The 22976-nt window shown below is 63.8% G+C and carries 19 protein-coding genes; 8 read left to right on the plus strand and 11 right to left on the minus strand.

What is annotated here, in order from left to right; translation table 11 throughout:
• Positions 1 to 63 precede the first annotated feature (63 nt).
• The 9 genes from prfB to BW992_RS01595 all read right to left on the minus strand — a co-directional run bounded on the left by prfB (position 64) and on the right by BW992_RS01595 (position 10842).
• A protein-coding gene (gene prfB / locus BW992_RS01555; protein WP_103893945.1) for a peptide chain release factor 2 occupies positions 64 to 1159 on the minus strand; the annotation gives its coding sequence in 2 pieces (ribosomal slippage) (positions 64 to 1086 and positions 1088 to 1159; 1095 coding nt in all).
• Positions 1160 to 1348: 189 nt separating this feature from the next.
• Positions 1349 to 2350: a diguanylate cyclase domain-containing protein gene (locus BW992_RS01560; protein WP_072388040.1), complete on the minus strand. Its 1002-nt coding sequence runs from the start codon at positions 2348 to 2350 to the stop codon at positions 1349 to 1351.
• A 43-nt stretch (positions 2351 to 2393) separates the two neighbouring features.
• Complete coding sequence (locus BW992_RS01565) at positions 2394 to 3404, minus strand: chemotaxis response regulator protein-glutamate methylesterase (RefSeq protein ID WP_076405373.1); 1011 nt, start codon at positions 3402 to 3404, stop codon at positions 2394 to 2396.
• Positions 3401 to 5659 (minus strand): hybrid sensor histidine kinase/response regulator, encoded by a 2259-nt coding sequence (locus BW992_RS01570; RefSeq protein WP_076405375.1) that lies wholly within the window; start codon positions 5657 to 5659, stop codon positions 3401 to 3403. Before BW992_RS01570 ends, BW992_RS01565 begins: the two co-directional genes overlap by 4 nt.
• The gene (locus BW992_RS01575) at positions 5656 to 6327 is read right to left on the minus strand and encodes a chemotaxis protein CheW (RefSeq protein WP_072388046.1); all 672 of its coding nucleotides are present in this window, start codon (positions 6325 to 6327) and stop codon (positions 5656 to 5658) included. Before BW992_RS01575 ends, BW992_RS01570 begins: the two co-directional genes overlap by 4 nt.
• Complete coding sequence (locus BW992_RS01580) at positions 6324 to 7616, minus strand: CheR family methyltransferase (RefSeq protein ID WP_076405377.1); 1293 nt, start codon at positions 7614 to 7616, stop codon at positions 6324 to 6326. The genes BW992_RS01575 and BW992_RS01580 overlap by 4 nt, the downstream gene beginning before the upstream one ends.
• Positions 7613 to 8149 carry a chemotaxis protein CheW gene (locus tag BW992_RS01585; protein ID WP_072388050.1) on the minus strand — a complete coding sequence of 179 codons (537 nt, stop codon included), beginning with the start codon at positions 8147 to 8149 and terminating at the stop codon, positions 7613 to 7615. Before BW992_RS01585 ends, BW992_RS01580 begins: the two co-directional genes overlap by 4 nt.
• A complete protein-coding gene (locus BW992_RS01590) occupies positions 8149 to 9771 on the minus strand; it encodes a methyl-accepting chemotaxis protein (RefSeq protein WP_072388052.1) in 1623 nt (540 codons plus the stop codon). The genes BW992_RS01585 and BW992_RS01590 overlap by 1 nt, the downstream gene beginning before the upstream one ends.
• Positions 9772 to 10128: 357 nt before the next feature.
• Positions 10129 to 10842, minus strand: coding sequence for a tellurite resistance TerB family protein (locus BW992_RS01595; protein ID WP_072430830.1), 714 nt, complete (start codon positions 10840 to 10842; stop codon positions 10129 to 10131).
• Between the two features lie 176 nt (positions 10843 to 11018).
• On the opposite strand from BW992_RS01595, the gene BW992_RS01600 reads away from it, so the two are divergent.
• The 7 genes from BW992_RS01600 (at position 11019) to BW992_RS01630 (ending at position 19350) form a co-directional block, all read left to right on the plus strand.
• Positions 11019 to 11933 (plus strand): LysR family transcriptional regulator, encoded by a 915-nt coding sequence (locus BW992_RS01600; protein ID WP_072388056.1) that lies wholly within the window; start codon positions 11019 to 11021, stop codon positions 11931 to 11933.
• Positions 11934 to 12138: 205 nt separating this feature from the next.
• Positions 12139 to 13596 carry a gamma-aminobutyraldehyde dehydrogenase gene (locus BW992_RS01605; RefSeq protein ID WP_072388058.1) on the plus strand — a complete coding sequence of 486 codons (1458 nt, stop codon included), beginning with the start codon at positions 12139 to 12141 and terminating at the stop codon, positions 13594 to 13596.
• 90 nt (positions 13597 to 13686) lie between these two features.
• Positions 13687 to 14838 (plus strand): putative ABC transporter substrate-binding protein YdcS, encoded by a 1152-nt coding sequence (gene ydcS / locus BW992_RS01610; RefSeq protein WP_076405379.1) that lies wholly within the window; start codon positions 13687 to 13689, stop codon positions 14836 to 14838.
• A 133-nt stretch (positions 14839 to 14971) separates the two neighbouring features.
• Positions 14972 to 16009, plus strand: coding sequence for an ABC transporter ATP-binding protein (locus BW992_RS01615; RefSeq protein WP_072388062.1), 1038 nt, complete (start codon positions 14972 to 14974; stop codon positions 16007 to 16009).
• Position 16010: 1 nt separating this feature from the next.
• Entirely contained in the window at positions 16011 to 16958 is a 948-nt protein-coding gene (locus BW992_RS01620; protein WP_072388064.1) for an ABC transporter permease, read from the plus strand.
• Positions 16948 to 17766: an ABC transporter permease gene (locus BW992_RS01625; protein ID WP_072388066.1), complete on the plus strand. Its 819-nt coding sequence runs from the start codon at positions 16948 to 16950 to the stop codon at positions 17764 to 17766. Before BW992_RS01620 ends, BW992_RS01625 begins: the two co-directional genes overlap by 11 nt.
• Before the next feature lie 159 nt (positions 17767 to 17925).
• Positions 17926 to 19350: a gamma-aminobutyraldehyde dehydrogenase gene (locus BW992_RS01630; protein ID WP_076405381.1), complete on the plus strand. Its 1425-nt coding sequence runs from the start codon at positions 17926 to 17928 to the stop codon at positions 19348 to 19350.
• Positions 19351 to 19508: 158 nt separating this feature from the next.
• Here the strand turns inward: BW992_RS01630 and BW992_RS01635 are convergent, their stop codons facing one another.
• A complete protein-coding gene (locus BW992_RS01635) occupies positions 19509 to 19694 on the minus strand; it encodes a hypothetical protein (protein WP_072388735.1) in 186 nt (61 codons plus the stop codon).
• 373 nt (positions 19695 to 20067) lie between these two features.
• Between BW992_RS01635 and BW992_RS01640 the strand changes: the two genes are divergently transcribed.
• Positions 20068 to 21693 (plus strand): glucan biosynthesis protein D, encoded by a 1626-nt coding sequence (locus BW992_RS01640; protein ID WP_076405383.1) that lies wholly within the window; start codon positions 20068 to 20070, stop codon positions 21691 to 21693.
• Between the two features lie 132 nt (positions 21694 to 21825).
• Here BW992_RS01640 and BW992_RS01645 read toward each other — a convergent pair whose 3' ends face one another.
• Positions 21826 to 22932, minus strand: a complete 1107-nt coding sequence (locus BW992_RS01645; RefSeq protein ID WP_072430826.1) for an NADH:flavin oxidoreductase/NADH oxidase — start codon at positions 22930 to 22932, stop codon at positions 21826 to 21828.
• Positions 22933 to 22976 lie beyond the last annotated feature (44 nt).

Here is a 22976-nt window from a genome sequence, read left to right on the forward strand (position 1 = left end):
CCAGGGTTTGCCGGCGAGCAGCGCTTTCATGCAAGCCTGCCCGCCCGCCGCATGGGTGTTGCGTTACAGCCCTTGTTTGAGGCTCGCTTCCAGGTATTCGTCGATGTCGCCGTCGAGCACCTTGTCGCAGTCACTGCGTTCGATGTTGGTGCGCAGGTCCTTGATGCGCGAGGCATCGAGTACATAGGAACGGATCTGGTGACCCCAACCGATGTCGGACTTGCTGTCTTCCAGTGCCTGGGAGGCCGCGTTGCGCTTCTGGATCTCCTGCTCGTACAGGCGGGCCCGGAGCATCTTCATCGCGGTGTCTTTGTTGGCGTGCTGGGAGCGTTCGTTCTGGCAGCTCACCACGGTGTTGGTCGGTACGTGGGTGATCCGCACGGCCGAGTCGGTGGTGTTGACGTGCTGGCCACCGGCGCCCGAGGAACGGTAGGTGTCGATGCGCAGGTCCGCCGGGTTGATCTCGATTTCCACCTTGTCGTCGATCTCGGGGGAGACGAACACCGCCGAGAACGAGGTGTGGCGACGGTTGCCGGAGTCGAAGGGGCTCTTGCGCACCAGGCGGTGAACACCGATCTCGGTCCGCAGCCAGCCGAAGGCATATTCGCCCTTGATGTGCACGGTGGCGCCCTTGATCCCGGCGACTTCACCGGCCGACAGCTCCATGATGGTGGCGTCGAAACCGCGTTTGTCGGCCCAGCGCAGGTACATGCGCAGCAGGATGTTGGCCCAGTCCTGGGCTTCGGTGCCGCCGGATCCGGCCTGGATGTCCAGGTAGGCGTTGTTCATGTCCATCTCGCCGCTGAACATGCGGCGAAATTCCAGCTTGGCCAGGGACTCGTCGAGGCGTGTCAGTTCGGCGACCACGTCGGCGACCGCGCCTTCGTCGTTCTCTTCGACGGCCATGTCCAGCAGGTCGCGGCAATCGGCCAGGCCGCTGGACAACTCGTCCAGGGTCTCGACGATCTGCGCCAGCGCGGAACGTTCGCGGCCCAGTTCCTGGGCGTACTCAGGCTTGTTCCAGACACTCGGATCTTCAAGCTCGCGATTGACCTCGGTCAGACGCTCATGCTTTTGATCGTAGTCAAAGATACCCCCGAATAGTTTCGGAGCGCTCGGACAGGTCCTTGATGGTGTTAAGGATCGGGTTGATTTCCATGGCGGGCAGCACTCGTTGGCGAACTTTTGAAAGCCGGCGAGTATAACGTAATCAAGCGCCAGCGGCAGCCCGCCTGGCGGCTTTAGGGGCAATGAGATCAAGACCGGGCCTGGTACCCCCTGTGGCGAGGGGCGGTGCGACGTTTCGCTAAATCCCCTCGCCACAGCCGCGTGCATCATCGACCCAAGGTCATTCGATCCCCACCCGGTTGCGGCCATTGTGCTTGGCCATGTACAGCCCCTTGTCCGCCGCCGAGATCAACTGGCGACAATCGCCACCCTGCTGCGGCGTGACGGTGGAGACACCGATGCTGACGGTCAGGTTCTCGCCGCCGTCGGGCGTGGTGTGGGGGATTTTCAGGGCGACCACACTCTGGCGCAGCTTCTCGGCCATCAACCGGGCACCGCCGGGCGAGGTACCGGGCAGGACCAGGGCGAACTCTTCTCCCCCGTATCGAGCCGGCAGGTCGGATGGCCGGCTGCAAGCGTCTCGGATCGCCGTAGCGACCTTGCGCAAGGCCTCGTCGCCCTCCAGGTGACCGAAGTTGTCGTTGTAGGACTTGAAGTAGTCCACGTCGATCATCAGCAGCGACAGCTGGGACTGGTCCCGGATCGCCCGCCGCCATTCGAGCTCGAGGTACTCGTCGAAATGCCGGCGATTGGACAAGCCGGTCAGGCCATCGGAGTTCATCAAGCGTTGCAGCACCAGGTTGGTGTCGAGCAGTTGCTGCTGGCTGACTCGCAGGGCGCGATAGGCCGCGTCCCGCTGCAACAGCATCATGTAGGAGCGCGAGTGATAGCGGATGCGCGCCACCAGTTCGATATTGTCCGGCAGCTTGACCAGATAATCGTTGGCGCCAGCGGCGAAGGCCGCGCTCTTGACCAGGGGGTCCTCCTTGGTGGACAGGACGATGATCGGGATGTCGCGGGTGGCCGGGTGGTTGCGGTACTCGCGCACCAGGCTCAGGCCGTCGAGGCCGGGCATCACCAGGTCCTGGAGAATCACCGTCGGCTTGATGCGCACGGCATGGGCGATGGCCTGGTGCGGGTCGGAACAGAAATGGAAGTCGATGTTGTCTTCGTTCGACAGCCCGCGTCGCACCGCCTCGCCGATCATCGCCTGGTCGTCGACGAGAAGGACCATGGCGGCATTCTCGTCACGCTTGAAATCGTCGAGCTGTAATTCGTTCATGAGGCTCACCTGAGTACGGCTTTGACCAGGACTGCTGGGGTTGTCATTGTGCAAAAATCTCTACCAGCCGGGGGGCTATGTCGTCGAGGGTCAGGATCTGCGTCGCCGCGTCGATGGCCGCTGCCGCCTTGGGCATGCCATACACCGCGCTGCTTCGCTGGTCCTGGGCGATGGTCACGCAGCCTTGCTGGCGCATCAGTTTAAGCCCTTGTGCGCCATCGCGGCCCATGCCGGTAAGCAAGACACCCACCGCATCACCGTTCCAGAAGTGGGCGACGCTTTCGAAAAACACATCGATGGAAGGCCGATAGATCTCGTTGACCGGCTCGGCGGTGTAGGCCAGGGTGCCATTTTTCAGCAGGCGTAAATGATGGTTGGTGCCAGCCAGCAGCACCGTGCCATTTTGCGGCGGCTCGCCGTTTCGCGCCAGGCGCACCTTGTGGCCCGACACACTGGCGAGCCACTCGGCCATCCCGGCGGCGAACACCTCGTCCACATGCTGGACCAGGACAATGGCCGGGCCAAAGTACCGTGGCAAGGCCTTGAGCAGGACTTCCAGCGCCGCCGGCCCGCCCGCGGACGAACCGATGGCCACCAGCCCGTTGCGGGACGCCGCGGCACGTTGGGCCGCCGGTACGGGACGCTCGCGACTGCCCCGCTCGCCGATCAGCCAGCCGATGTTGGTGATCTTGCGCAGCAACGGTGCCGCCGCGTCCTCCGGGTTGCCGACGCCCAGGGCCGGCGTATCCACCACGTCCAGGGCGCCGTTGCCCATGGCTTCGAACACCCGGTGCACGTTCTGCTGGCTGTCGCCGGTGACGATGAGGATGGCGCAGGGGTTGTCGGCCATGATCCGGCGCGTGGCTTCCACGCCATCCATGACCGGCATGAGCAGGTCCATCAGGATCAGGTCGGGGGTGTATTCGGCGCAACGCTGCACCGCCTCGGCGCCGTTGGCAGCCACCCAGACCAACTGGTGGGCCGGCTCGAACGCCAGCGCGCGGCGCAGGGCCTCGACTGCCAGGGGCATGTCATTGACGATGGCAATCTTCAAGAACGCGCTCCTCCGATCAGTTCCACCACGGCATCGAGCAAGGCGTCGTCATGGAAACTCGCCTTGGCCAGATAATAGTCGGCCCCCGCGTCCAGGCCACGGCGGCGGTCTTCTTCCCGATCCTTGTAGGACACCACCATCACTGGCAGCGATTGCAGGCGGTTGTCGCGCCGCAGCAGGGTCACCAGTTCGATGCCGTCCATGCGCGGCATGTCGATGTCGGTGATCAGCAAGTCGAAATCCTCGGAGCGCAGGGCATTCCAGCCGTCCATGCCGTCCACTGCCACGGCGACATCGTAGCCGCGCCCCAGCAGCAGTTTGCGCTGCAATTCACGCACGGTCAGGGAGTCATCCACCACCAGGATCCGCTTGCGCGGGGCCTGGGCCTGGTCCTGGCGGGCGATGCGCTCCAGGCGTCCGGTATCGAGCAGCTTGTCCACCGAGCGCAGCAGGTCTTCGACATCGACGATCAGTGCCACCGAGCCGTCGTCCAGCAAGGCGCCGGCGGAAATGTCCTGGACCTTGCCCAGGCGCTCGTCCAGCGGCAGGACCACCAGGGTCCTTTCGCCGATGATGCGCTCCACCGCCACGCCGTAGATCGTCTCGCGCTCGCGGATCACCACCACCTTGAGACTCTGGCCACTGTTGCGGGTTGCCGGACGGTTGAGCAACTGGCTGGCGGCGACCAGCCCGACATGCCGGCCTTCATGCCAGAAATGCTGGCGACCCTCGACCTGTACGATGTCTTCCGGCGCCAGGTCGCACATGCGTTCGATGTGCGCCAGGGGAAAGGCATAGGCTTCGGCGCCGACTTCCACCACCAGGCTGCGCACTACCGAAAGCGTCAGCGGCACTTCCAGGTGGAAACGGCTGCCCTCGCCTGCGGTCTGCTCCAGTACCACCGCGCCACGCAGCTGCCGGACCATATGCTGGACGGCATCCAGGCCGACGCCGCGTCCGGAGACTTCGGTGACCCTGTCTCGCAGGCTGAAGCCGGGCAGGAAGAGAAAGGCCAGCAGTTCCTCTTCACTCAAGCTGGCAGCGGTGTGCTCGGGCGAAAGGCCGCGCTCGACGACGCTGCGGCGCACCCGTTCCAGATCGACGCCGGCCCCATCGTCGGACAATTGCAGGACCAGCAGACCGGCTTGATGGGAGGCACGCAGGCGGATCAGGCCCTCGGCAGGCTTGCCTGCCAGCAACCGTTGATCCGGGGATTCGATACCGTGGTCCACGGCGTTGCGCAGCAAATGAGTCAGCGGGGCTTCGAGCTTTTCCAGGACGTCGCGGTCCACCTGGGTTTTCTCGCCTTCGATTTCCAGGCGCACCTGCTTGCCCAGGCTGCGGCCCAGGTCCCGGACCATCCGCGCCTGGCCAGACAGTACGTCGGCGAATGGACGCATGCGACAGGCCAGCGCCGTGTCGTACAGCACCTGCGCCCGTTGGCTGGCCTGCCAGGCAAACTCATCCAGCTCGGCCACTTTCTGCGCCAGCAACTGTTGGGTCTCGGCCAGCAGGCGCCGGGCGTCACCCAGGGCCTCCTGGGCCTGAAGACTCAAGGCGTGATCCTTGAGGTGCACGTTCAGCTCTTCCAGGGCGCGCAAACCGTTGCCTTGCTGGCGCTTGAGCCGTTGCATCGTCGCCAGCCAGGGCCTGAGGCGCTGGGTTTCCACCAGGGATTTGCTCGACAGGTCCAGCAGGCTGTTCAGGCGCTCGGCGGTGACCCGCAGCACCCGCTCGCCCCCTTCACTGACCCGCTTGCCCTTGGGGGCCGGCTCCATGGGCGCGGGCGCGGGCGCTGGCTCCAGTTCCGGCAACTGGATCGGCATGGGCTCGATGGGCCTGGCGCTGACCGCCGCCGGTGCACCGGAGGGGTCGAGCAAGCGGGCCATCAGCGCCACGTATCCTTCGACATCGGACGCACCGACGCTGTTGCCCGGCGTGGCGATGCGCGTCAGCAGGTCGGTGCCTTGCAGCAAGGCATCGATGTGCTCGGCGCTCAGGCGCAGGCGTCCTTCCTGGGCGCTGACCAGGCAATCCTCCATGACATGGGCCACGCTGACCCCGGCGTCCACCCCGACGATCCGCGCCGCGCCCTTGAGAGAGTGAGCGGCGCGCATGCACGACTCCAGGTGCTCGACCTGGGTCGGATCGCGCTCCAGGGCCAGCAGACCGGCGCTCAGCACCTGGACCTGGGCTTCGGCTTCCAGGCTGAACAGTTCCAGCAACGAGGCATCGCGCATCTGATCGGGGGTCATGACAGGCTCCGGGCCACGGCACTCAACAACTGCTCCTCGTCCAGCCAACGCAGGCTGCGCTCCCTGAAGGGCAGCACGCCACGGGTGTATTTGTCGCCAGATGGCGACGCGGCCGCCAGGATGCGTTCGTCGATGGCATGGATGCCGTCCACTTCATCCACAGGCATCACCACCGGCCCGCCCTGGGCCGCGACGATCAGCATGCGCGGCATGATCCGTCCACCGGATGCCGCGGCCGAGCCCGGTTCCAGATCCAGCAGTTGCACCAGCGACAGACAGGCCACCAGCGCCCCGCGCACATTCGCCACTCCCAGAAGGGCTCGCGAGCGCTGGTGCGGCAACGAATGGATCGGCTGCAAGGGCGCCACTTCCACCAGGCTGCGGGTGGTCAGCGCCAACCACTCCTCGCCCAGGCGGAACATCAGCAGCGAACGGGTGACAACATCGCTGTCCACTGGGGCATGGACCTGCTCCCGGTCGTCCTGTCGAAGGGCATAGCGGTCGAGCAGGCGAGTGGCCGCCGCCGAATACACCGAACAGTTGCGGCAATGAATATGCTCGGCCAGCAACGGACAGGACTTGTCCCCCAGTACGCCGATGCGGTTCCAGCAATCGTCGATGGCCTGGGCATCGTCACGGGTGACGTCATGGAAAACCGAACCGCTCATCGTGGATGCTCACTGTCAGCCGCGCGCCCGCTGCGGGCGGCGCGTTCCTGCAATCGACGGGCTCCGGCCGCGTCCCCCTGGGAAGCCAGCAGCGCCGCCAGATGCACCAGGGCCTCGGCGTGTTGCGGCTCAAGATAAAGCGCCTTGCGATAGAAACCCTGGGCCTGGAGCGCATTCCCGGCCATGTCGCTGAGCAGGCCCAGCCAGTAGAACACCTGGGCCTTGGGTGGATGGTTGCTCAAGTATCGCTCGCAGGCGGCCCGCGCCTCGGCGCTTTTGCCAGCATTGGCGAGCGTGGCGATATCGGCCAGCAAGGTGGCGGCGTCGCTGTCTTTCGCCGGAGCTACTTTCGTCGGAGCCACTTTCGGCGAGGCCATTGGCGTCACGCTCGCCATGAACGGCCGGGGCCGGGCGGGCGCAGGGGCCACGGGCGGCACGACACGGGGCGGCAGCGGCGCAGGCACCAGGGTGGGCAACGGCTGCGGTTCGGCGACACCCTGGCGGCTGAATGCGAACGACTGGGGCACGCCGATCGAGCGCAGCCCCAGCCGCCCCAGCAGGCTGCCCTCGGCGGGACCGATGAACAGCACGCCGTCCTGGTGGGTCAGGCGCTTGAGCACCTCGAATACCAGCCGTTGGGTCGGCTGGTCGAAATAGATCAGCAGGTTGCGGCAGAACACGAAATCGTAGGGGGCCTCGTTCGCCAGCAAGGCCGGATCCAGCAGGTTGCCCACCTGCAGGCGCACCTGCTCGCGGACCCGCTCGCCGAGACGATAGCCGTCCCCGTCGGCCGTGAAATATCGCTCGCGAAACGCCAGGTCCGCGCCCCGGAATGAATTCCTGCCATAACGAGCCTCCCGGGCGCGCTCCACAGAAAGCGGGCTGACATCCAGTCCATCGACCTTGAACTGGTGAGGCTGTACGCCGGCATCGAGCAGCGCCATGGCGATGGAATACGGCTCTTCGCCCGTGGAACACGGCAAGCTGAGAATGCGTAGCGCACGCAGGTGCCGGATCGCCGTCAGGCGCTGGACGGCCAGCCGGGCCAGGGTCGCGAAGGATTCCGGGTAACGGAAGAACCAGGTTTCCGGGACGATCACCGCTTCGATCAGTGCTTGCTGCTCCTGGGTCGATTGCAGCAGGCAGTGCCAATATTCTTCGACCGTTCGCCCTGGCACGGCGGTGATGCGCTGGCGTACGGCCCGTTCGATGATGGCCACGCCCACGGAGGTGACATCCAGGCCGATGCGCTCCTTAAGGAAAACGAAAAAACGCTGGTCGTTGTTCATGGCCGGGCCTTTGGCAGGTCAAGGCTCGGCGGCGTCGCGGGGAACAACAGCGCACGGACCGACTCATCGAGCAGGTCGTTGACCCGCACCCATTGCAGCAGCCCCTGGGCATCTTCGCGAACCGGCCCCAGGTACGGCGCCTGGCGGTTATCCAGGCCATAAGGCTGGAACTGCTCCGGGTCGCACCGCAAGGTATCGGTGGCCTGCTCCAGGATCAACCCCAGCACCTGCTCCGCCGATTGCCCCTCGGGCCGATAGTGCACCAGCACCAGCCGCGTACTGGTGCGGATCTCGGCGGGCTGGCCGAAGGTCAGGCTGCACAGATCGATCACCGGCACCACCGTTCCACGCCAGGCGAATACCCCGGCCACCCAGGACGGGGCCCGGGCAATCGGCTTGAGGGGCATGCGCGGCAACACCTCCACCACGTCGGTGGCCGCCAGGGCATAGCGCTCGTTGCCGATGCGAAACTGCAGGAACAGCATCTGACGGGCCGCCGGCGCGGTGCCACGTCTGGCCTCGAAGTCGCTCATCAGACTTTGAAACGCGAGACGCCGCTGCGCAGCCCCACGGCCACCTGGCTCAGTTCGTCGATGGCGGAACTGGCCTGGCGCAGGGACTCCACGGTCTGGCTGCTGGCATCGCCCAGTTGCACCAGGGCGTGGTTGATCTGCTCGGCGCCGGTGGCCTGGGCCTGCATGCCTTCGTTGACCATCAACACCCGCGGCGCCAGCGCCTGGACCTGATGGATGATCTGCGACAGTTGCTCGCCGACCTGCTGCACCTCGGCCATGCCCCGGCGTACTTCCTCGGAAAACTTGTCCATGCCCATCACGCCCGCCGACACGGCGGACTGGATTTCGCGCACCATCTGCTCGATGTCGTAGGTGGCCACGGCCGTCTGGTCGGCCAGGCGCCGCACTTCCGTGGCGACCACGGCGAAACCACGACCGTATTCACCGGCCTTCTCGGCTTCGATGGCGGCATTGAGGGACAGCAGGTTGGTCTGGTCGGCAACCTTGACGATGGTGGTCACCACCTGGTTGATGTTGCCGGCCTTCTCGTTGAGGATCGCCAGCTTGGCGTTCACCAGGTCGGCGGCCCCCATGACCGAATGCATGGTTTCCTCCATCCGCGCCAGGCCCTGCTGGCCGGAGCCGGCGGCCACCGAGGCCTGGTCGGCGGCGGTGGACACTTCGGTCATGGTGCGCACCAGGTCCCGGGACGTGGCGGCGATTTCCCGGGAGGTGGCGCCGATCTCGGTGGTGGTGGCGGCGGTCTCGGTGGCGGTGGCCTGTTGTTGCCGCGAAGTGGCGGCGATCTCGGTCACCGAGGTGGTGACCTGCACGGACGAGCGCTGGGCCTGGGACACCAGTGCCGTCAGCTCGGCCATCATGTCGTTGAAGCCGGTTTCCACGGCACCGAATTCATCCTTGCGCGCCAGGTTCAGGCGCCCGCTCAGGTCGCCGCTGCGCATGACGTCGAGGATCTCCACGATGCGGTTCATCGGCGCCATGATCGCGCGCATCAGCAACAGGCCGCAGAGCAAGGCAATGACCAGCGCGACGAGCAACGACAGCCCCATGGCGATCTTGGCTGCCATGACCGCTGTGCCGATGGTATCGGCCGCCTGCTCCGCCAACTCGCGGTTGCGCTCGATGATCTGGTTCAGATGTCCGCGTCCGTCGAGCCAGGCCGCTGTCAAATCCTTGTTCACGACCTGCCGCGCGCCTTCATAATCCTTGCGCTGATACAGGTCCAGGGCCTTGGCCAGGGCCTGGTTGAAAGTCTGGTGATTGACCTCGAATTCATCGAAAGAGACCTGGTCGGCGGGATCTTCGATCAACTTCTGGTAATTCTGTATTTCCTCGCGCAAGTGCTGCTCGAAGCCCTGGTATTGCGCCCGGTCTTCGGCGGTGATTTCGCGATTGCCGGAAAGACCGACGATTTGCTGGGTCTTGACGTAGCTGTCGACCCAACCGCCACGAATCATGGAGCTGTAGTACACCCCCGGCAGCGCATCGGCCCGGACTTTTTCTTCACTGTCCTGGATCTTCAACAACCGTGAATACGAGACAACCACCATCAGCAGCATGATGGCGATGATCACCGCGAAACTCGCCAGGATGCGTTGGCGCAATGTCCAGTTCTTCACAGTAAAACCTCGGGCATTTGAAAATGCTGGGGAGTATAGCCGAGGGCGGCGTAGCGTCTGCATGAAGGCTTGGGAGGATTTTGATCAAGTCAGGATAGCGATGGAGTGCGTTCCTGTGAGAGCGAGCTTGCTCGCGATAACGATGTACCCGTCAAAACGCTGCGACTGACCAAACGCCATCGCGAGCAAGCTCGCTCCCACAGGAAATAGCGCTGGCACACAAGACTGCCAAACATTCCAAAACCACTGTGGGAGCGAGCCCGCTCGCGATAGCGGTGTACCGGTCAAAAGCGCTGTGACTGACCGGGCGCCATCGCGAGCAGGCTCGCTCCCACAGGGAATTGTGTTGGGGCTGTTCTAGGCACTCGCCTGGCGCACCTGCTTTTCCAGTTCTGCCTTCAACCCCGGCTCCAGCTTGAGTTGGCGCGCCAGTTCATCGAGGTAGGACTTCTCCATGAAGTTTTCCTCGTCCACCAGCATCACGCTGGCGATGTACATCTCCGCGGCGATTTCCGGCGTGCTGGCGGCACGGGCGACGTCGGCCGGATCCAGGGGTTTGTTGAGCTCGGCATGCAGCCAGTGCTGCAGTTCCTGGTCGCTGTCGAGCTTGGTGAATTCGCCCTCGATCAACTGCCGCTCACGCTCGTCCACGTGACCATCGGCCTTGGCCGCCGCCACCAGCGCCCTGAGGATCGCCTGGCTATGCTGCTCGACCTGCGCCGCAGGAACGCGGTCCAGGGTCTGCGGTTCGGTTTTCGGGGCGCTGCCCTGCTGGGCCTGCCAGTTGCCATAAGCCTTGTAGGCGATCACGCCCAGGGCGGCCAGGCCACCATAGGCCAGGGCCTTGCCGCCGAAATTGCGGGCTTTCTTGTTGCCCAGCAACAAGCCCATGGCCCCGGCGGCCAGCGCCCCGCCGCCTGCGCCGGACAGCAGGCCGCCGAGGTTGCCACCGGCACCGCCGAGCAGCCCGCCCAAGCCACCGGACGATTTGCCCTGGGAAGCGCCCGCCTTGTTCTGCAACATTTCCTGACCGGACTTGAGTAGCTGGTCGAGCAATCCGCGAGTGTTCATTTGCTGCCTCCACGCATTCGGGGTAACCGGATCATTAAGGCCATCAGCCTAGATCGAAAGTGCCCCGCTGCCCCTGGCGAGATTGCTTCGAGATGTTGCCCCTCCCCTCGCTACCCATTGAAAAAACCGATATACACTGCGGCAGATCGATAAAACCGCCGACCGGATGCTTTCCCATGATGACGTTGCGCCAGATTCGCCATTTCATCGCCGTGGCCGAGACCGGCTCGATTTCCGCCGCCGCACAGACGGCCTTCATTTCCCAGTCCACCCTGACCCTGGCCATCCAGCAACTGGAGCAGGAAATCGGCGTCAGCCTGTTCAATCGTCACGCCAAGGGCATGACCCTGACGCACCAGGGGCATCAATTCCTGCGCCAGGCCCATCTGATCCTGGCCACCGTCGACAATGCCAAGCGCAGCCTGCAACACAGCACCGACCAGGTGGCCGGCCAGGTCACCATCGGTGTCACCAGCCTGGTGGCCGGCTACTACCTGGCGGACCTGCTGACTCGCTTCCAGCGCGCCTACCCCAACGTGGACATCCGGGTGATGGAGGACGAACGGCCGTATATCGAGCACCTGCTGGTCAGCGGCGAAATCGATGTCGGGGTGCTGATCCTGTCCAACCTGGAAGACCGTCACGCCTTGCAGACCGAGGTGCTGACCCATTCCCCCCACCGCTTGTGGCTGCCGGCGCAGCACCCGCTGCTGGAGCGCGACAGCATCAACCTGGCCGATGTCACCCGTGAGCCACTGATCCAGCTGAATGTCGACGAAATGGACCGCAACGCCCAGCGCCTGTGGCGCGGTGCCGGCTTGCAACCGAAGATCACCCTGCGCACCGCTTCCACCGAAGCGGTGCGCAGCCTGGTGGCGGCGGGGCTTGGTGTGTCGATCCAGCCGGACATGACCTACCGCCCCTGGTCGCTGGAAGGCGACATCATCGAGGCGCGACCGATTGCCGACCTCAGCCAGACCCTCGACGTCGGCCTGGCCTGGCGCCGGGGCACGGCGCGGCCGGCGTCGGTCGATCCGTTCCTGGCCGTCGCCCGGGAACAGCCTCATGGCGGGCGCAAACCATCTATTTAATCGAATGCAGCCTTGAGTATTTCGAATTTGTCGGCCTTGAGGCTGAGCACTAGTCTTGCTGCATCACCGCGACCCTGGTGGGAGCGAGCTTGCTCGCGATGGCGAAGTGTCAGCAACGCATTTGTCGTCGGATAGATAGACCGTCATCGCGAGCAAGCTCGCTCCCACAGGTTCTGTGTTTCAACCGAAAGAAGAGAAATCGGACATGGCTGGCACGCAAACCCCGTTGTGCACCGCGTTGCTGATCGACGCAGAGCTCGTTGCCGGTGAAGGCCCTGTCGAGCCGATCCTCAACCCGGCCACCGGTGAGGTGCTGGCCCACATCGCCGAAGCCAGCAGCGAGCAGGTGGAAGCCGCGATCCTGGCCGCCCATCGCGCCTTCGACGGGTGGTCGCGCACCACGCCGCAACAACGCTCCAACCTGCTGCTGGACATCGCTGGCGCCATCGAAAGGAACGCCGATCAACTGGCTCGCCTCGAATCCCTGAACTGCGGCAAACCGCTGCACCTGGCGCGCCAGGATGACCTGAGCGCCACGGTGGACGTGTTCCGCTTCTTCGCCGGCGCCGTGCGCTGCCAGACCGGCCAGCTCAGCGGCGAATACCTGCCTGGCTACACCAGCATGGTGCGCCGCGACCCGATTGGGGTGGTGGCATCCATCGCCCCGTGGAATTACCCGATCATGATGGCCGCGTGGAAAATCGCCCCCGCCCTGGCCGCCGGCAATACCCTGGTGTTCAAACCGTCGGAGCACACGCCGCTGTCGATCCTGGCCCTGGCACCGGTATTGGCCCGGATCCTGCCGCCAGGCGTGATCAACATCATCTGCGGAGGCGGCGAAGGGGTGGGCAGCCACCTGGTCAGTCACCCCAAGGTGCGCATGGTTTCCCTGACCGGCGATATCGTCACCGGGCAGAAGATCCTCCAGGCAGCGGCAAAGACGCTCAAGCGTACGCACCTGGAATTGGGCGGCAAGGCGCCAGTGATCGTATGCGATGACGCCGACCTGCAGGCCGTGGTCGAAGGCGTGCGCACCTACGGTTATTACAACGCCGGACAGGATTGCACCGCAGCCTGCCGGATCTACGCCCAGGACGGCATTCACGACCGCCTGGTGGCCGAGCTCGGCGCGGCGGTCAGCAGCCTGCGCTTTGCCGGCAGGCGCGATGCCGACAATGAAATCGGCCCGCTGATCAGCACCCGCCAGCGCGACCGTGTCGCCAGTTTCGTCGAGCGCGCCCTCGGCCAGCCCCACATCGAACGCATCACCGGCGCGGCGGTGCATTCCGGCGCGGGTTTCTTCTATCAGCCCACCCTGCTGGCCGGTTGCAAGCAAAGCGACGAGATCGTCCAGCGTGAGGTGTTCGGCCCGGTCGTCACCGTGACCCGCTTCGACGAGCTCAGCCAGGCGGTGGATTGGGCCAACGACTCCGAATACGGCCTGGCCTCCTCGGTATGGACACAGAACCTGGACAAGGCGATGCAGGTGGCGGCACGGCTGCAATACGGCTGCACCTGGATCAACAGCCACTTCATGCTGGTCAGCGAAATGCCCCATGGCGGCCTGAAACGTTCGGGTTATGGGAAAGACCTGTCCAGCGACTCGCTCCAGGACTACAGCGTGGTGCGCCACATCATGGCCCGCCACGGCCAGCATCTGTAGATAACAGCACTACTCTAATAACAGGCCTTCAATGGCGCTTCACCCTGTTGAAACACTGCCCCGACCATAATTAAAGCAAGAGGGATTTCCATGTACGCGCACAAGACCGCATTGCTCAGCGCAATCACCACGGCGCTGCTGACCAGCGTCAGCCTGCAGGCCGCCGAACCAGCCAAGGCTGTTGGCGCAGGGGAAGGCCAACTGGATATCGTCGCCTGGCCGGGCTACATCGAACGCGGTGAAACCGACAAGGCCTACGATTGGGTGACCGGATTCGAGAAAGAAACCGGCTGCAAGGTCAATGTGAAAACCGCCGCGACCTCCGACGAAATGGTCAGTCTGATGACCAAGGGCGGCTACGACCTGGTCACCGCCTCCGGCGATGCCTCGCTGCGGCTGATTGCCGGCAAGCGCGTGCAGCCGATCAATACCGCCCTGATTCCCAACTGGAAGAACCTCGATCCACGTCTCAAGGATGCGCCGTGGTACGTGGTCAACCAGCAGACCTACGGCACCCCGTACCAGTGGGGGCCGAACGTGCTGATGTACAACACCGACGTGTTCAAGCAACCGCCCACCAGCTGGAGCGTGCTGTTCAGCGCCCAGGACCTGCCGGACGGCAAGCCGAACAAAGGTCGCGTACAAGCCTATGATGGCCCGATCTATATCGCCGACGCGGCGCTGTACCTCAAGACCGCCAAGCCCGAGCTGGGCATCAAGGACCCGTACCAACTCGATGAAGCGCAATACAAGGCCGTGCTGGAATTGCTGCGGGCCCAGCAACCGTTGATCCACCGCTACTGGCACGACACCACCGTGCAGATGAGCGACTTCAAGAACGAAGGTGTGGTGGCGTCCGGCGCCTGGCCGTATCAGGTCGACGGCCTGATGAACGAGAAACAACCGATCGCCTCGACCATTCCAAAAGAAGGCGCCACCGGCTGGGCCGATACCACGATGCTCCACGCCGACGCCAAGCACCCCAACTGTGCGTACAAGTGGATGGACTGGTCGCTGCAACCGAAAGTCCAGGGTGACGTGGCGGCCTGGTTCGGTTCCCTGCCAGCGGTGCCGGCAGCGTGCACGGGCAGTGAACTGCTGGGGGCCGAAGGCTGCAAGACCAACGGCTTCGACCAGTTCGACAAGATCGCCTTCTGGAAAACTCCACAGGCCGAGGGCGGCAAGTACGTGCCCTACAGCCGCTGGACCCAGGACTACATTGCGATCATGGGTGGGCGCTAAGTCCCTCAGTCGGCGAAAAAACCGGAGCTGAGCACCGCTCTTGTGACGAGGGGTTTTATCCCCTCGCCACAGGTCCGTGCCCGACAATCCAGCCATGACTCAATAGAAGCCCCGCTTTCTGGAGCACCGCACCATGACACTTGCAGTCCAGTTCACCCAGGTATCCCGTCAGTTCGGTGAAGTGAAGGCCGTTGACCGGGTTTCCATCGACATCCAGGACGGCGAGTTCTTTTCCATGCTGGGCCCTTCCGGTTCGGGCAAGACCACCTGCCTGCGGCTGATCGCCGGTTTCGAACAGCCCAGCGCCGGCTCGATCCGTATCCATGGCGAGGAAGCCGCCGGATTGCCGCCCTATCAGCGCGACGTGAACACGGTCTTCCAGGATTACGCCCTGTTTCCCCATATGAATGTGCGCGACAACGTCGCCTATGGCCTGAAGGTCAAAGGCGTCGCCAAGGCCGAGCGCATCCAGCGCGCCGATGAAGCCCTGCAGATGGTTGCCCTGGGCGGCTATGGCGAGCGCAAGCCGGTGCAACTTTCCGGCGGCCAGCGCCAGCGCGTGGCCCTGGCCCGGGCGCTGGTCAACCGTCCACGGGTGTTGCTGCTGGACGAACCCCTGGGCGCCCTCGATCTCAAGCTGCGCGAACAGATGCAGGGAGAGTTGAAGAAACTGCAACGCCAGTTGGGCATCACTTTCATTTTCGTCACCCACGACCAGACCGAAGCCTTGTCGATGTCCGACCGTGTGGCGGTGTTCAACAAGGGGCGCATCGAACAGGTCGATACGCCGCGCAACCTGTACATGAAACCGGCGACCACCTTCGTCGCCGAGTTCGTCGGCACCTCCAATGTGATCCGTGGCGAACTGGCTCGGCAATTGAGTGGTTATCCACAGGCGTTTTCGATCCGCCCGGAACACGTGCGCTTCGCCGAAGGCCCGCTCGCCGGCAATGAAATCGAAGTCCAGGGACTGCTTCACGACATCCAGTACCAGGGCAGCGCCACGCGCTACGAGGTGAAACTCGACAACGGCCAGACCCTGAATCTCAGCCAGGCCAATACCCAATGGACCGACAACGCGGCCCAGCATCAGGCTGGCCAACCGTTGCGCATTCGCTGGGCCCGGGAAGCGATGGTCGTGTTGCATGACACCGTCGGCGGCGAGGTGTGACATGAACACCCAGGCCCTGCCCCAGACGTCCACCTCCGGTTCTGCGTTGCGACGTTTTTCCAACCTGCTCTACCGACGCCCCAACCTGTACCTGTCGCTGCTGCTGGTACCGCCGCTGATCTGGTTCGGCGCGATCTACCTGGGCTCGCTGCTGACGTTGTTGTGGCAGGGTTTCTACACCTTCGACGACTTCACCATGGCGGTCACGCCTGACCTGACCCTGGCGAATTTCATCGCGCTGTTGCAGCCCTCGAACTTCGACATCATCCTGCGCACCCTGGGCATGGCCATCGTCGTGTCCATCGCCAGCGCCATCGTCGCGTTCCCGATTGCCTACTACATGGCCCGCTACACCCGCGGCAAGACCAAGGCGTTTTTCTACATCGCGGTGATGCTGCCGATGTGGGCCAGTTATATCGTCAAGGCCTATGCCTGGACACTGTTGCTGGCCAAGGGCGGCGTGGCCCAGTGGTTCGTCCAGCACCTGGGCCTGGAGCCGGTGTTGCAGTTCGTACTGGGGATTGCCGGCGTGGGCGGCAGTACCTTGTCCACGTCGCACCTGGGCCGTTTCCTGGTGTTCGTCTACATCTGGCTGCCGTTCATGATCCTGCCGATCCAGGCCTCCCTGGAGCGCCTGCCGCCGTCATTGCTGCAAGCCTCGGCGGACCTGGGCGCCAGGCCGCGCCAGACCTTCATGCACGTGGTCCTGCCGTTGTCGATCCCGGGCATCGCCGCCGGCTCGATCTTCACCTTCTCACTGACCCTGGGGGATTTCATCGTGCCGCAACTGGTGGGCCCGCCGGGCTACTTCGTCGGCAGCATGGTCTACGCCCAGCAAGGCGCCATCGGCAACATGCCCATGGCCGCGGCGTTCACCCTGGTGCCCATCGTGCTGATTGCCATCTACCTGTCTATCGTCAAACGCCTGGGGGCTTTCGATGCACTCTGACTCTCAAGACCGGGCCTCCTGGGGCTTGCGGATCGCGGCGTGGGGCGGGCTGGTGTTCCTGCATTTCCCGATCCTGATCATCTTCCTCTACGCCTTCAACACCGAGGATGCAGCCTTCAGTTTTCCGCCCAAGGGCCTGACCCTGAAGTGGTTCAGCGTGGCGTTCTCGCGCCCTGACGTCCTGGAGGCCATCAAGCTGTCATTGCAGGTGGCGGCCATTGCCACGCTGATCGCCATGGTACTCGGCACCCTGGCTTCGGCCGCGCTGTATCGCCGTGACTTCTTCGGCAAACAGGGGATCTCGCTGATGCTGATCCTGCCGATCGCCCTGCCGGGCATCATCACCGGCATTGCCCTGCTGGCCTCCTTCAAGACCCTGGGAATCGAGCCCGGGATGTTCACGATCGTCGTGGGCCACGCGACCTTTTGCGTGGTGATCGTCTATAACAACGTCATCGCCCGCCTGCGTCGCACTTCCCACAGCTTGATCGAAGCGTCCATGGACCTGGGCGCCGACGGCTGGCAGACCTTTCGCTACATCATCCTGCCCAACCTCGGCTCGGCGTTGCTGGCAGGCGGGATGCTGGCGTTCGCGCTGTCGTTCGACGAGATCATCGTCACCACCTTTACCGCCGGTCACGAACGCACCTTGCCGCTGTGGCTGCTCAACCAGCTCAGCCGCCCCCGCGACGTGCCGGTGACCAACGTGGTGGCGATGCTGGTGATGCTGGTGACGATGTTGCCGATACTGGGCGCCTATTACCTGACCCGAGGGGGTGAGAGTGTGGCCGGTAGCGGCGGGAAATAATCCACAGTGATCGCTCACTGGGGAACCGCAACCCCGTGGGAGCGAGCTTGCTCGCGAAGGCGTCGAGTCAGTCGCTGCAAAGGCTCAATGACCACCGCTATCGCGAGCAAGCTCGCTCCCGCAGGGGACTTGGGAAAACATTCAAGAGAGGACTTGGACATGCAAACCAAACTGCTGATCAACGGCCAGATGGTGAACGGCGAAGGCCCCGGCCAGGCGGTGTTCAACCCTGCCCTGGGACGGGTGCTGGTGGAAATCAACGAGGCCAGCGAGGCCCAGGTCGATGCCGCCGTGCGTGCCGCCGACGGCGCCTTCGACAGTTGGTCGCAAGTGCCCCCCAAGGACCGTGCCCTGCTGCTGCTCAAGCTCGCCGACGCCATCGAGGCCAACGGCGAGGAACTGGCGAAGCTGGAGTCGGACAACTGCGGCAAACCCTTGAGCGCCGCGCTGAACGACGAGATCCCGGCGATCGCCGACGTGTTCCGCTTCTTTGCCGGCGCCAGCCGCTGCATGAACGGTTCGGCCGGCGGCGAATACCTGCCGGGTCACACCTCGATGATCCGTCGCGACCCGGTGGGGGTCATCGCATCCATCGCGCCGTGGAACTACCCACTGATGATGGTCGCCTGGAAGATCGCTCCAGCCCTGGCCGCCGGCAATACCGTAGTGCTCAAGCCGTCGGAACAGACCCCGCTGACGGCGTTGCGGCTGGCGGAACTGGCGTCCGGAATTTTCCCGGCCGGCGTGCTCAATGTCGTGTTCGGCCGTGGACAGACCGTCGGCCAGCCGTTGGTGACCCATCCGAAAGTGCGTATGGTGTCGCTGACCGGCTCCATCGCCACCGGCTCGAACATCATTTCCAGCACCGCCGACAGCGTCAAACGCACGCACATGGAACTGGGCGGCAAGGCCCCGGTGATCATCTTCGACGACGCCGACATCGACGCGGCAGTGGAAGGCATCCGCACCTTCGGTTTCTACAATGCTGGCCAGGACTGCACAGCGGCCTGCCGGATCTATGCCCAGCAAGGCATCTACGAAAAGTTTGTTGAAAAGCTCGGCGCGGCGGTGGGCAGCATCAAGTACGGCCTGCAAACCGCGCCGGACACCGAGATGGGCCCGCTGATCACCGCCCAGCATCGCGACCGCGTGGCCGGTTTCGTCGAACGGGCCATCGCCCAGCCGCACATCCGCCTGGTCACCGGGGGCAAGGCGGTGGAGGGCAATGGGTTCTTCTTCGAACCGACGGTACTGGCCGACGCCCAGCAGGACGACGAAATCGTGCGCCGGGAAGTCTTCGGGCCGGTGGTATCCGTCACGCCGTTCCTCGACGAGGCGCAAGTGCTGGCCTGGGCCAATGATTCGGACTACGGCCTGGCTTCATCGGTATGGACCGCCGACATCGGACGTGCCCACCGCTTGTCGGCACGCCTGCAATATGGCTGCACCTGGGTGAATACCCACTTCATGCTCGTCAGCGAAATGCCCCACGGCGGTCAGAAACGCTCCGGCTATGGCAAGGACATGTCCATGTATGGGCTGGAGGATTACACCGTAGTGCGGCATGTCATGTTCAAGCATTGAATGCCAGGCAATGTCGGCAACCCATCCGCGGTTGCCGCGCCTTGTTCCTGCCAAGGGTTTCGTCGATCGGTGCAGGCTGGCCGGTTGACGCCAACCCAGGCAGCGGTGGCCGGTACGGATATACGCAATGATTGGCCACGCCCACCGCCCGGCCGCTCTTAGAATCTCGACACGCTCCTCATCGCGTCCACCAGATAACGCATGGCGATCCGGTCGTTTTCCGACAGCTCCCGGTAGCGTTCCACCAATCTCAATTCTTCCAGGCTGAGTCGGCGTGTCCTGCGCCCATGGGTCAAGTTTGGAAAGAGCCCCAGCATTTCGGTAATGCCCTGAATTTTTGTCATGAACTTGTCCTTCATACGTCGAATTGGATTACCTGAATCCTGATAGCCCTTTGAATTGACGGCCCGAGCCGTTCTTTCAGCCTAAGAATAGGGATGATTCATAGGGTGAGAAGAGATTTTTAGAGTAATTAGTCAAAAATTGCAGGCACTTCCAATAAAAAAGAAATATCTGTAAGAAAATTTAACCAGGTCATGGTTTCCCCTCTCACTCCTGCCTGTGTATCCCCTATGATTTCGCGCCGCGGTGAACCGATCCGGCTCTCAGGCATCTGTTCTTACGTTTGTCGCGTTTGGCCAAAGGCATTGTCCGAACTCCCTAATCACTCTCCGTTGCCAGGAACGGCTCGGGATTGCTTCGAATAAGGTTGTATTTATGCATCGTAGGAACCTGCTCAAAGCCTCCATGGCGTTCGCCGCCTACACCGGTCTATCCGCTTCCGGGCTCATGGCCGCGCGCGCCTGGGCCGCCGACCAGGCCGCCGACGGCGAAGCCCGGCCCTTTGACTTCAAAGGGTTGAAGGAACAGGCCCGGCGCCTGGCCGAACGTAGCTATGTCGATACCAAGCAAGTCTTGCCCGAAACCCTGGCGATGATGTCGCCGCTGCAGTTCAACGCCATCCGGTATGACGCCAACCATTCGCTATGGAATGAGCTGGACGGTCAGCTGGACGTGCAGTTCTTCCACGTCGGCATGGGCTTCAAGCAGCCGGTGCGCATGCACAGCGTCGATCCCAAGACCCGCATGGCCCGCGAGGTGCACTTCCGCCCCGAGTTGTTCAACTATGAGAAAACCACGGTCAACACCACCCAACTGAAGGGTGACCTGGGGTTCGCCGGATTCCGTGCGTTCAAGGCTCCGGAACTGGACCGGCACGACATCGTTTCATTCCTGGGCGCCAGTTACTTCCGCGCGGTGGACGCCACCGGCCAGTACGGGCTTTCGGCCCGTGGATTGGCCATCGATACCTACGCCAAACGGCGTGAGGAATTCCCGGACTTCACCCAGTTCTGGTTCGAGACCCCGGAGAAGAACAGCACCCGCTTCGTGGTCTACGCCCTGCTCGATTCCCCCAGCGCTACCGGTGCCTATCGATTCGACATCGATTGCCAGCCGACCCGGGTGGTGATGGAAATCGATGCCCACGTCAATGCCCGTACCGCCATCGAGCAACTGGGTATTGCCCCGATGACCAGCATGTTCAGCTGCGGCACCGTGGAGCGGCGCATGTGCGACACCATTCACCCGCAGATCCACGACTCCGACCGGCTGGCCATGTGGCGCGGCAACGGCGAATGGGTCTGCCGTCCACTGAACAACCCTGCCACCTTGCAGTTCAACGCCTTCGCCGACAAGAACCCGAAGGGCTTCGGCCTGGTGCAGAGCGACCATGATTTCGAGAGCTACCAGGACACCGTGGACTGGTACAGCAAGCGTCCAAGCCTGTGGGTCGAGCCTACGACCGCATGGGGAGAGGGCTCGGTGGACCTGCTGGAGATTCCTACGACCGGCGAAACCCTGGATAACATCGTCGCGTTCTGGTCGCCGAAGAAACCGGTCGCGGCCGGCGATTCGCTGAACTATGGCTACAAACTCTACTGGAGCGCACTGCCGCCAGTGAGCACGGACCTGGCGCAGGTCCATGCGACTCGTTCGGGCATGGGCGGTTTCATCGAGGGCTGGGCGCCGGGCGAACATTACCCGACCGTCTGGGCGCGTCGCTTCGCCGTGGATTTCAATGGCGGCGGTCTCGACCAACTGCCACCGGGCACCGGCATCGAACCGGTGGTGACCTGCTCCCATGGCGAGGTGAAGGATTTCAACGTGCTGGTGCTGGATGCGATCAAGGGTTATCGCATCACCTTCGACTGGTACCCCACGGATGACCGTGTGGACCCGGTGGAAATGCGCCTGTTCATTCGCACCAAGGACCGGACCCTGAGCGAGACCTGGCTGTACCAGTACTTCCCGCCAGCGCCGGATAAGCGCAAGTATCCCTGACACAATCCGGGTGTCCGGGCTGGCCCATCGCGAGCCTGCTCGCGATGGGGTCGACCCAGAAACCGACTCTCCCGACCCGATCAAACAACAAGCCCCGGCCAGAACGACCGGGGCTTGTTGTTTGATCGGCATTCAGTCCCGAAGATCCGACTCGTGGATCGGCTGGTCCCGATGCGTCGCCCGCTGGTACTGCGCCGGCCAGGTGGCCTTGCGTCCGCCCAGGTCATCATCGGCATGCAGGGCCCAGTACGGATCGCGCAACAACTCGCGGGCCAGGAAAATGATGTCTGCCTGGCAGGTGCGCAGGATGTGCTCGGCCTGGGCCGGCTCGGTGATCATGCCGACAGTGCCGGTGGCGATTTCCGACTCCTTGCGCACCCGCTCGGCGAAACGGGTCTGGTAGCCCGGACCGGTGGGGATCTCCGCATTCGCCGCGGTGCCGCCCGAGGATACGTCGATCAAGTCCACCCCCACCGCCCTGAGTCGCCGTGCCAGCTCGACGGTTTCATCGGGGTTCCAGCCATCCTCGACCCAGTCGGTGGCCGATACCCGCACGAACACCGGTAACTCCTCGGGCCATACGGCCCGCACCGCCTCGGTGACCTGAAGCACCAGGCGGATGCGATTCTCGAACGAACCGCCGTACAGGTCACGGCGCTGATTGCTCAACGGCGACAGGAACTGATGCAGCAGGTAGCCATGGGCCGCATGGACCTCGACCACTTTGAAACCGGCCGTCAGGGCGCGCCGGGCGGCCTCCACGAACGCCTGGATGACCGCATGGATCTGGCCTTCGTCCAGTTGGACCGGCTGGGTGTGCTGCGGATCGAAGGCAATCGGCGACGGACCGACCGGGATCCAGCCGCCGTCCTCCGGCTTCACGCTGCCATGCTTGCCAAGCCAGGGGCGCCAGGTGCTGGCCTTGCGCCCGGCATGGGCCAGTTGAATGCCCGGCACGGCGCCCTGGGCAGTGATGAAGCGGGTGATCCGCTGCAGCGGTTCGATCTGTTCGTCGTTCCACAACCCGAGGTCCTGGGCGGTGATACGACCTTCGGCGGTGACGGCGGTGGCTTCGGTGAACACCAGGCCGGCGCCGCCCACGGCACGGCTGCCCAGGTGCACCAGGTGCCAGTCATTGGCCAGGCCATCGGCGCTCGAATACTGGCACATCGGCGACACCGCGATGCGATTGGGCAGGGTCAGTTGGCGTAGGGTATAGGGTTCCAGCAGCAGACTCATGGGGCACCTCTCGAATCAGTGGGCAGGCTCCAGGGTTCTGTTTG

Source organism: Pseudomonas sp. 7SR1, assembly GCF_900156465.1.
In the GTDB taxonomy this organism is placed as follows: Bacteria; Pseudomonadota; Gammaproteobacteria; order Pseudomonadales; family Pseudomonadaceae; genus Aquipseudomonas.

Bases quoted from the DNA above. Each gene is read 5' to 3' on its own strand.
- BW992_RS01640 (WP_076405383.1), top strand. From the start codon at position 20,068: ATGCATCGTAGGAACCTGCTCAAAGCCTCCATGGCGTTCGCCGCCTAC.
- ydcS (WP_076405379.1), top strand. From the start codon at position 13,687: ATGTACGCGCACAAGACCGCATTGCTCAGCGCAATCACCACGGCGCTG.
- BW992_RS01575 (WP_072388046.1), bottom strand. From the start codon at position 6,327: ATGAGCGGTTCGGTTTTCCATGACGTCACCCGTGACGATGCCCAGGCC.
- BW992_RS01560 (WP_072388040.1), bottom strand. From the start codon at position 2,350: ATGAACGAATTACAGCTCGACGATTTCAAGCGTGACGAGAATGCCGCC.
- BW992_RS01630 (WP_076405381.1), top strand. From the start codon at position 17,926: ATGCAAACCAAACTGCTGATCAACGGCCAGATGGTGAACGGCGAAGGC.
- BW992_RS01645 (WP_072430826.1), bottom strand. From the start codon at position 22,932: ATGAGTCTGCTGCTGGAACCCTATACCCTACGCCAACTGACCCTGCCC.
- BW992_RS01625 (WP_072388066.1), top strand. From the start codon at position 16,948: ATGCACTCTGACTCTCAAGACCGGGCCTCCTGGGGCTTGCGGATCGCG.
- BW992_RS01570 (WP_076405375.1), bottom strand. From the start codon at position 5,659: ATGACCCCCGATCAGATGCGCGATGCCTCGTTGCTGGAACTGTTCAGC.
- BW992_RS01620 (WP_072388064.1), top strand. From the start codon at position 16,011: ATGAACACCCAGGCCCTGCCCCAGACGTCCACCTCCGGTTCTGCGTTG.
- BW992_RS01600 (WP_072388056.1), top strand. From the start codon at position 11,019: ATGATGACGTTGCGCCAGATTCGCCATTTCATCGCCGTGGCCGAGACC.
- BW992_RS01615 (WP_072388062.1), top strand. From the start codon at position 14,972: ATGACACTTGCAGTCCAGTTCACCCAGGTATCCCGTCAGTTCGGTGAA.
- BW992_RS01580 (WP_076405377.1), bottom strand. From the start codon at position 7,616: ATGAACAACGACCAGCGTTTTTTCGTTTTCCTTAAGGAGCGCATCGGC.
- BW992_RS01595 (WP_072430830.1), bottom strand. From the start codon at position 10,842: ATGAACACTCGCGGATTGCTCGACCAGCTACTCAAGTCCGGTCAGGAA.
- BW992_RS01585 (WP_072388050.1), bottom strand. From the start codon at position 8,149: ATGAGCGACTTCGAGGCCAGACGTGGCACCGCGCCGGCGGCCCGTCAG.
- BW992_RS01605 (WP_072388058.1), top strand. From the start codon at position 12,139: ATGGCTGGCACGCAAACCCCGTTGTGCACCGCGTTGCTGATCGACGCA.
- BW992_RS01635 (WP_072388735.1), bottom strand. From the start codon at position 19,694: ATGACAAAAATTCAGGGCATTACCGAAATGCTGGGGCTCTTTCCAAAC.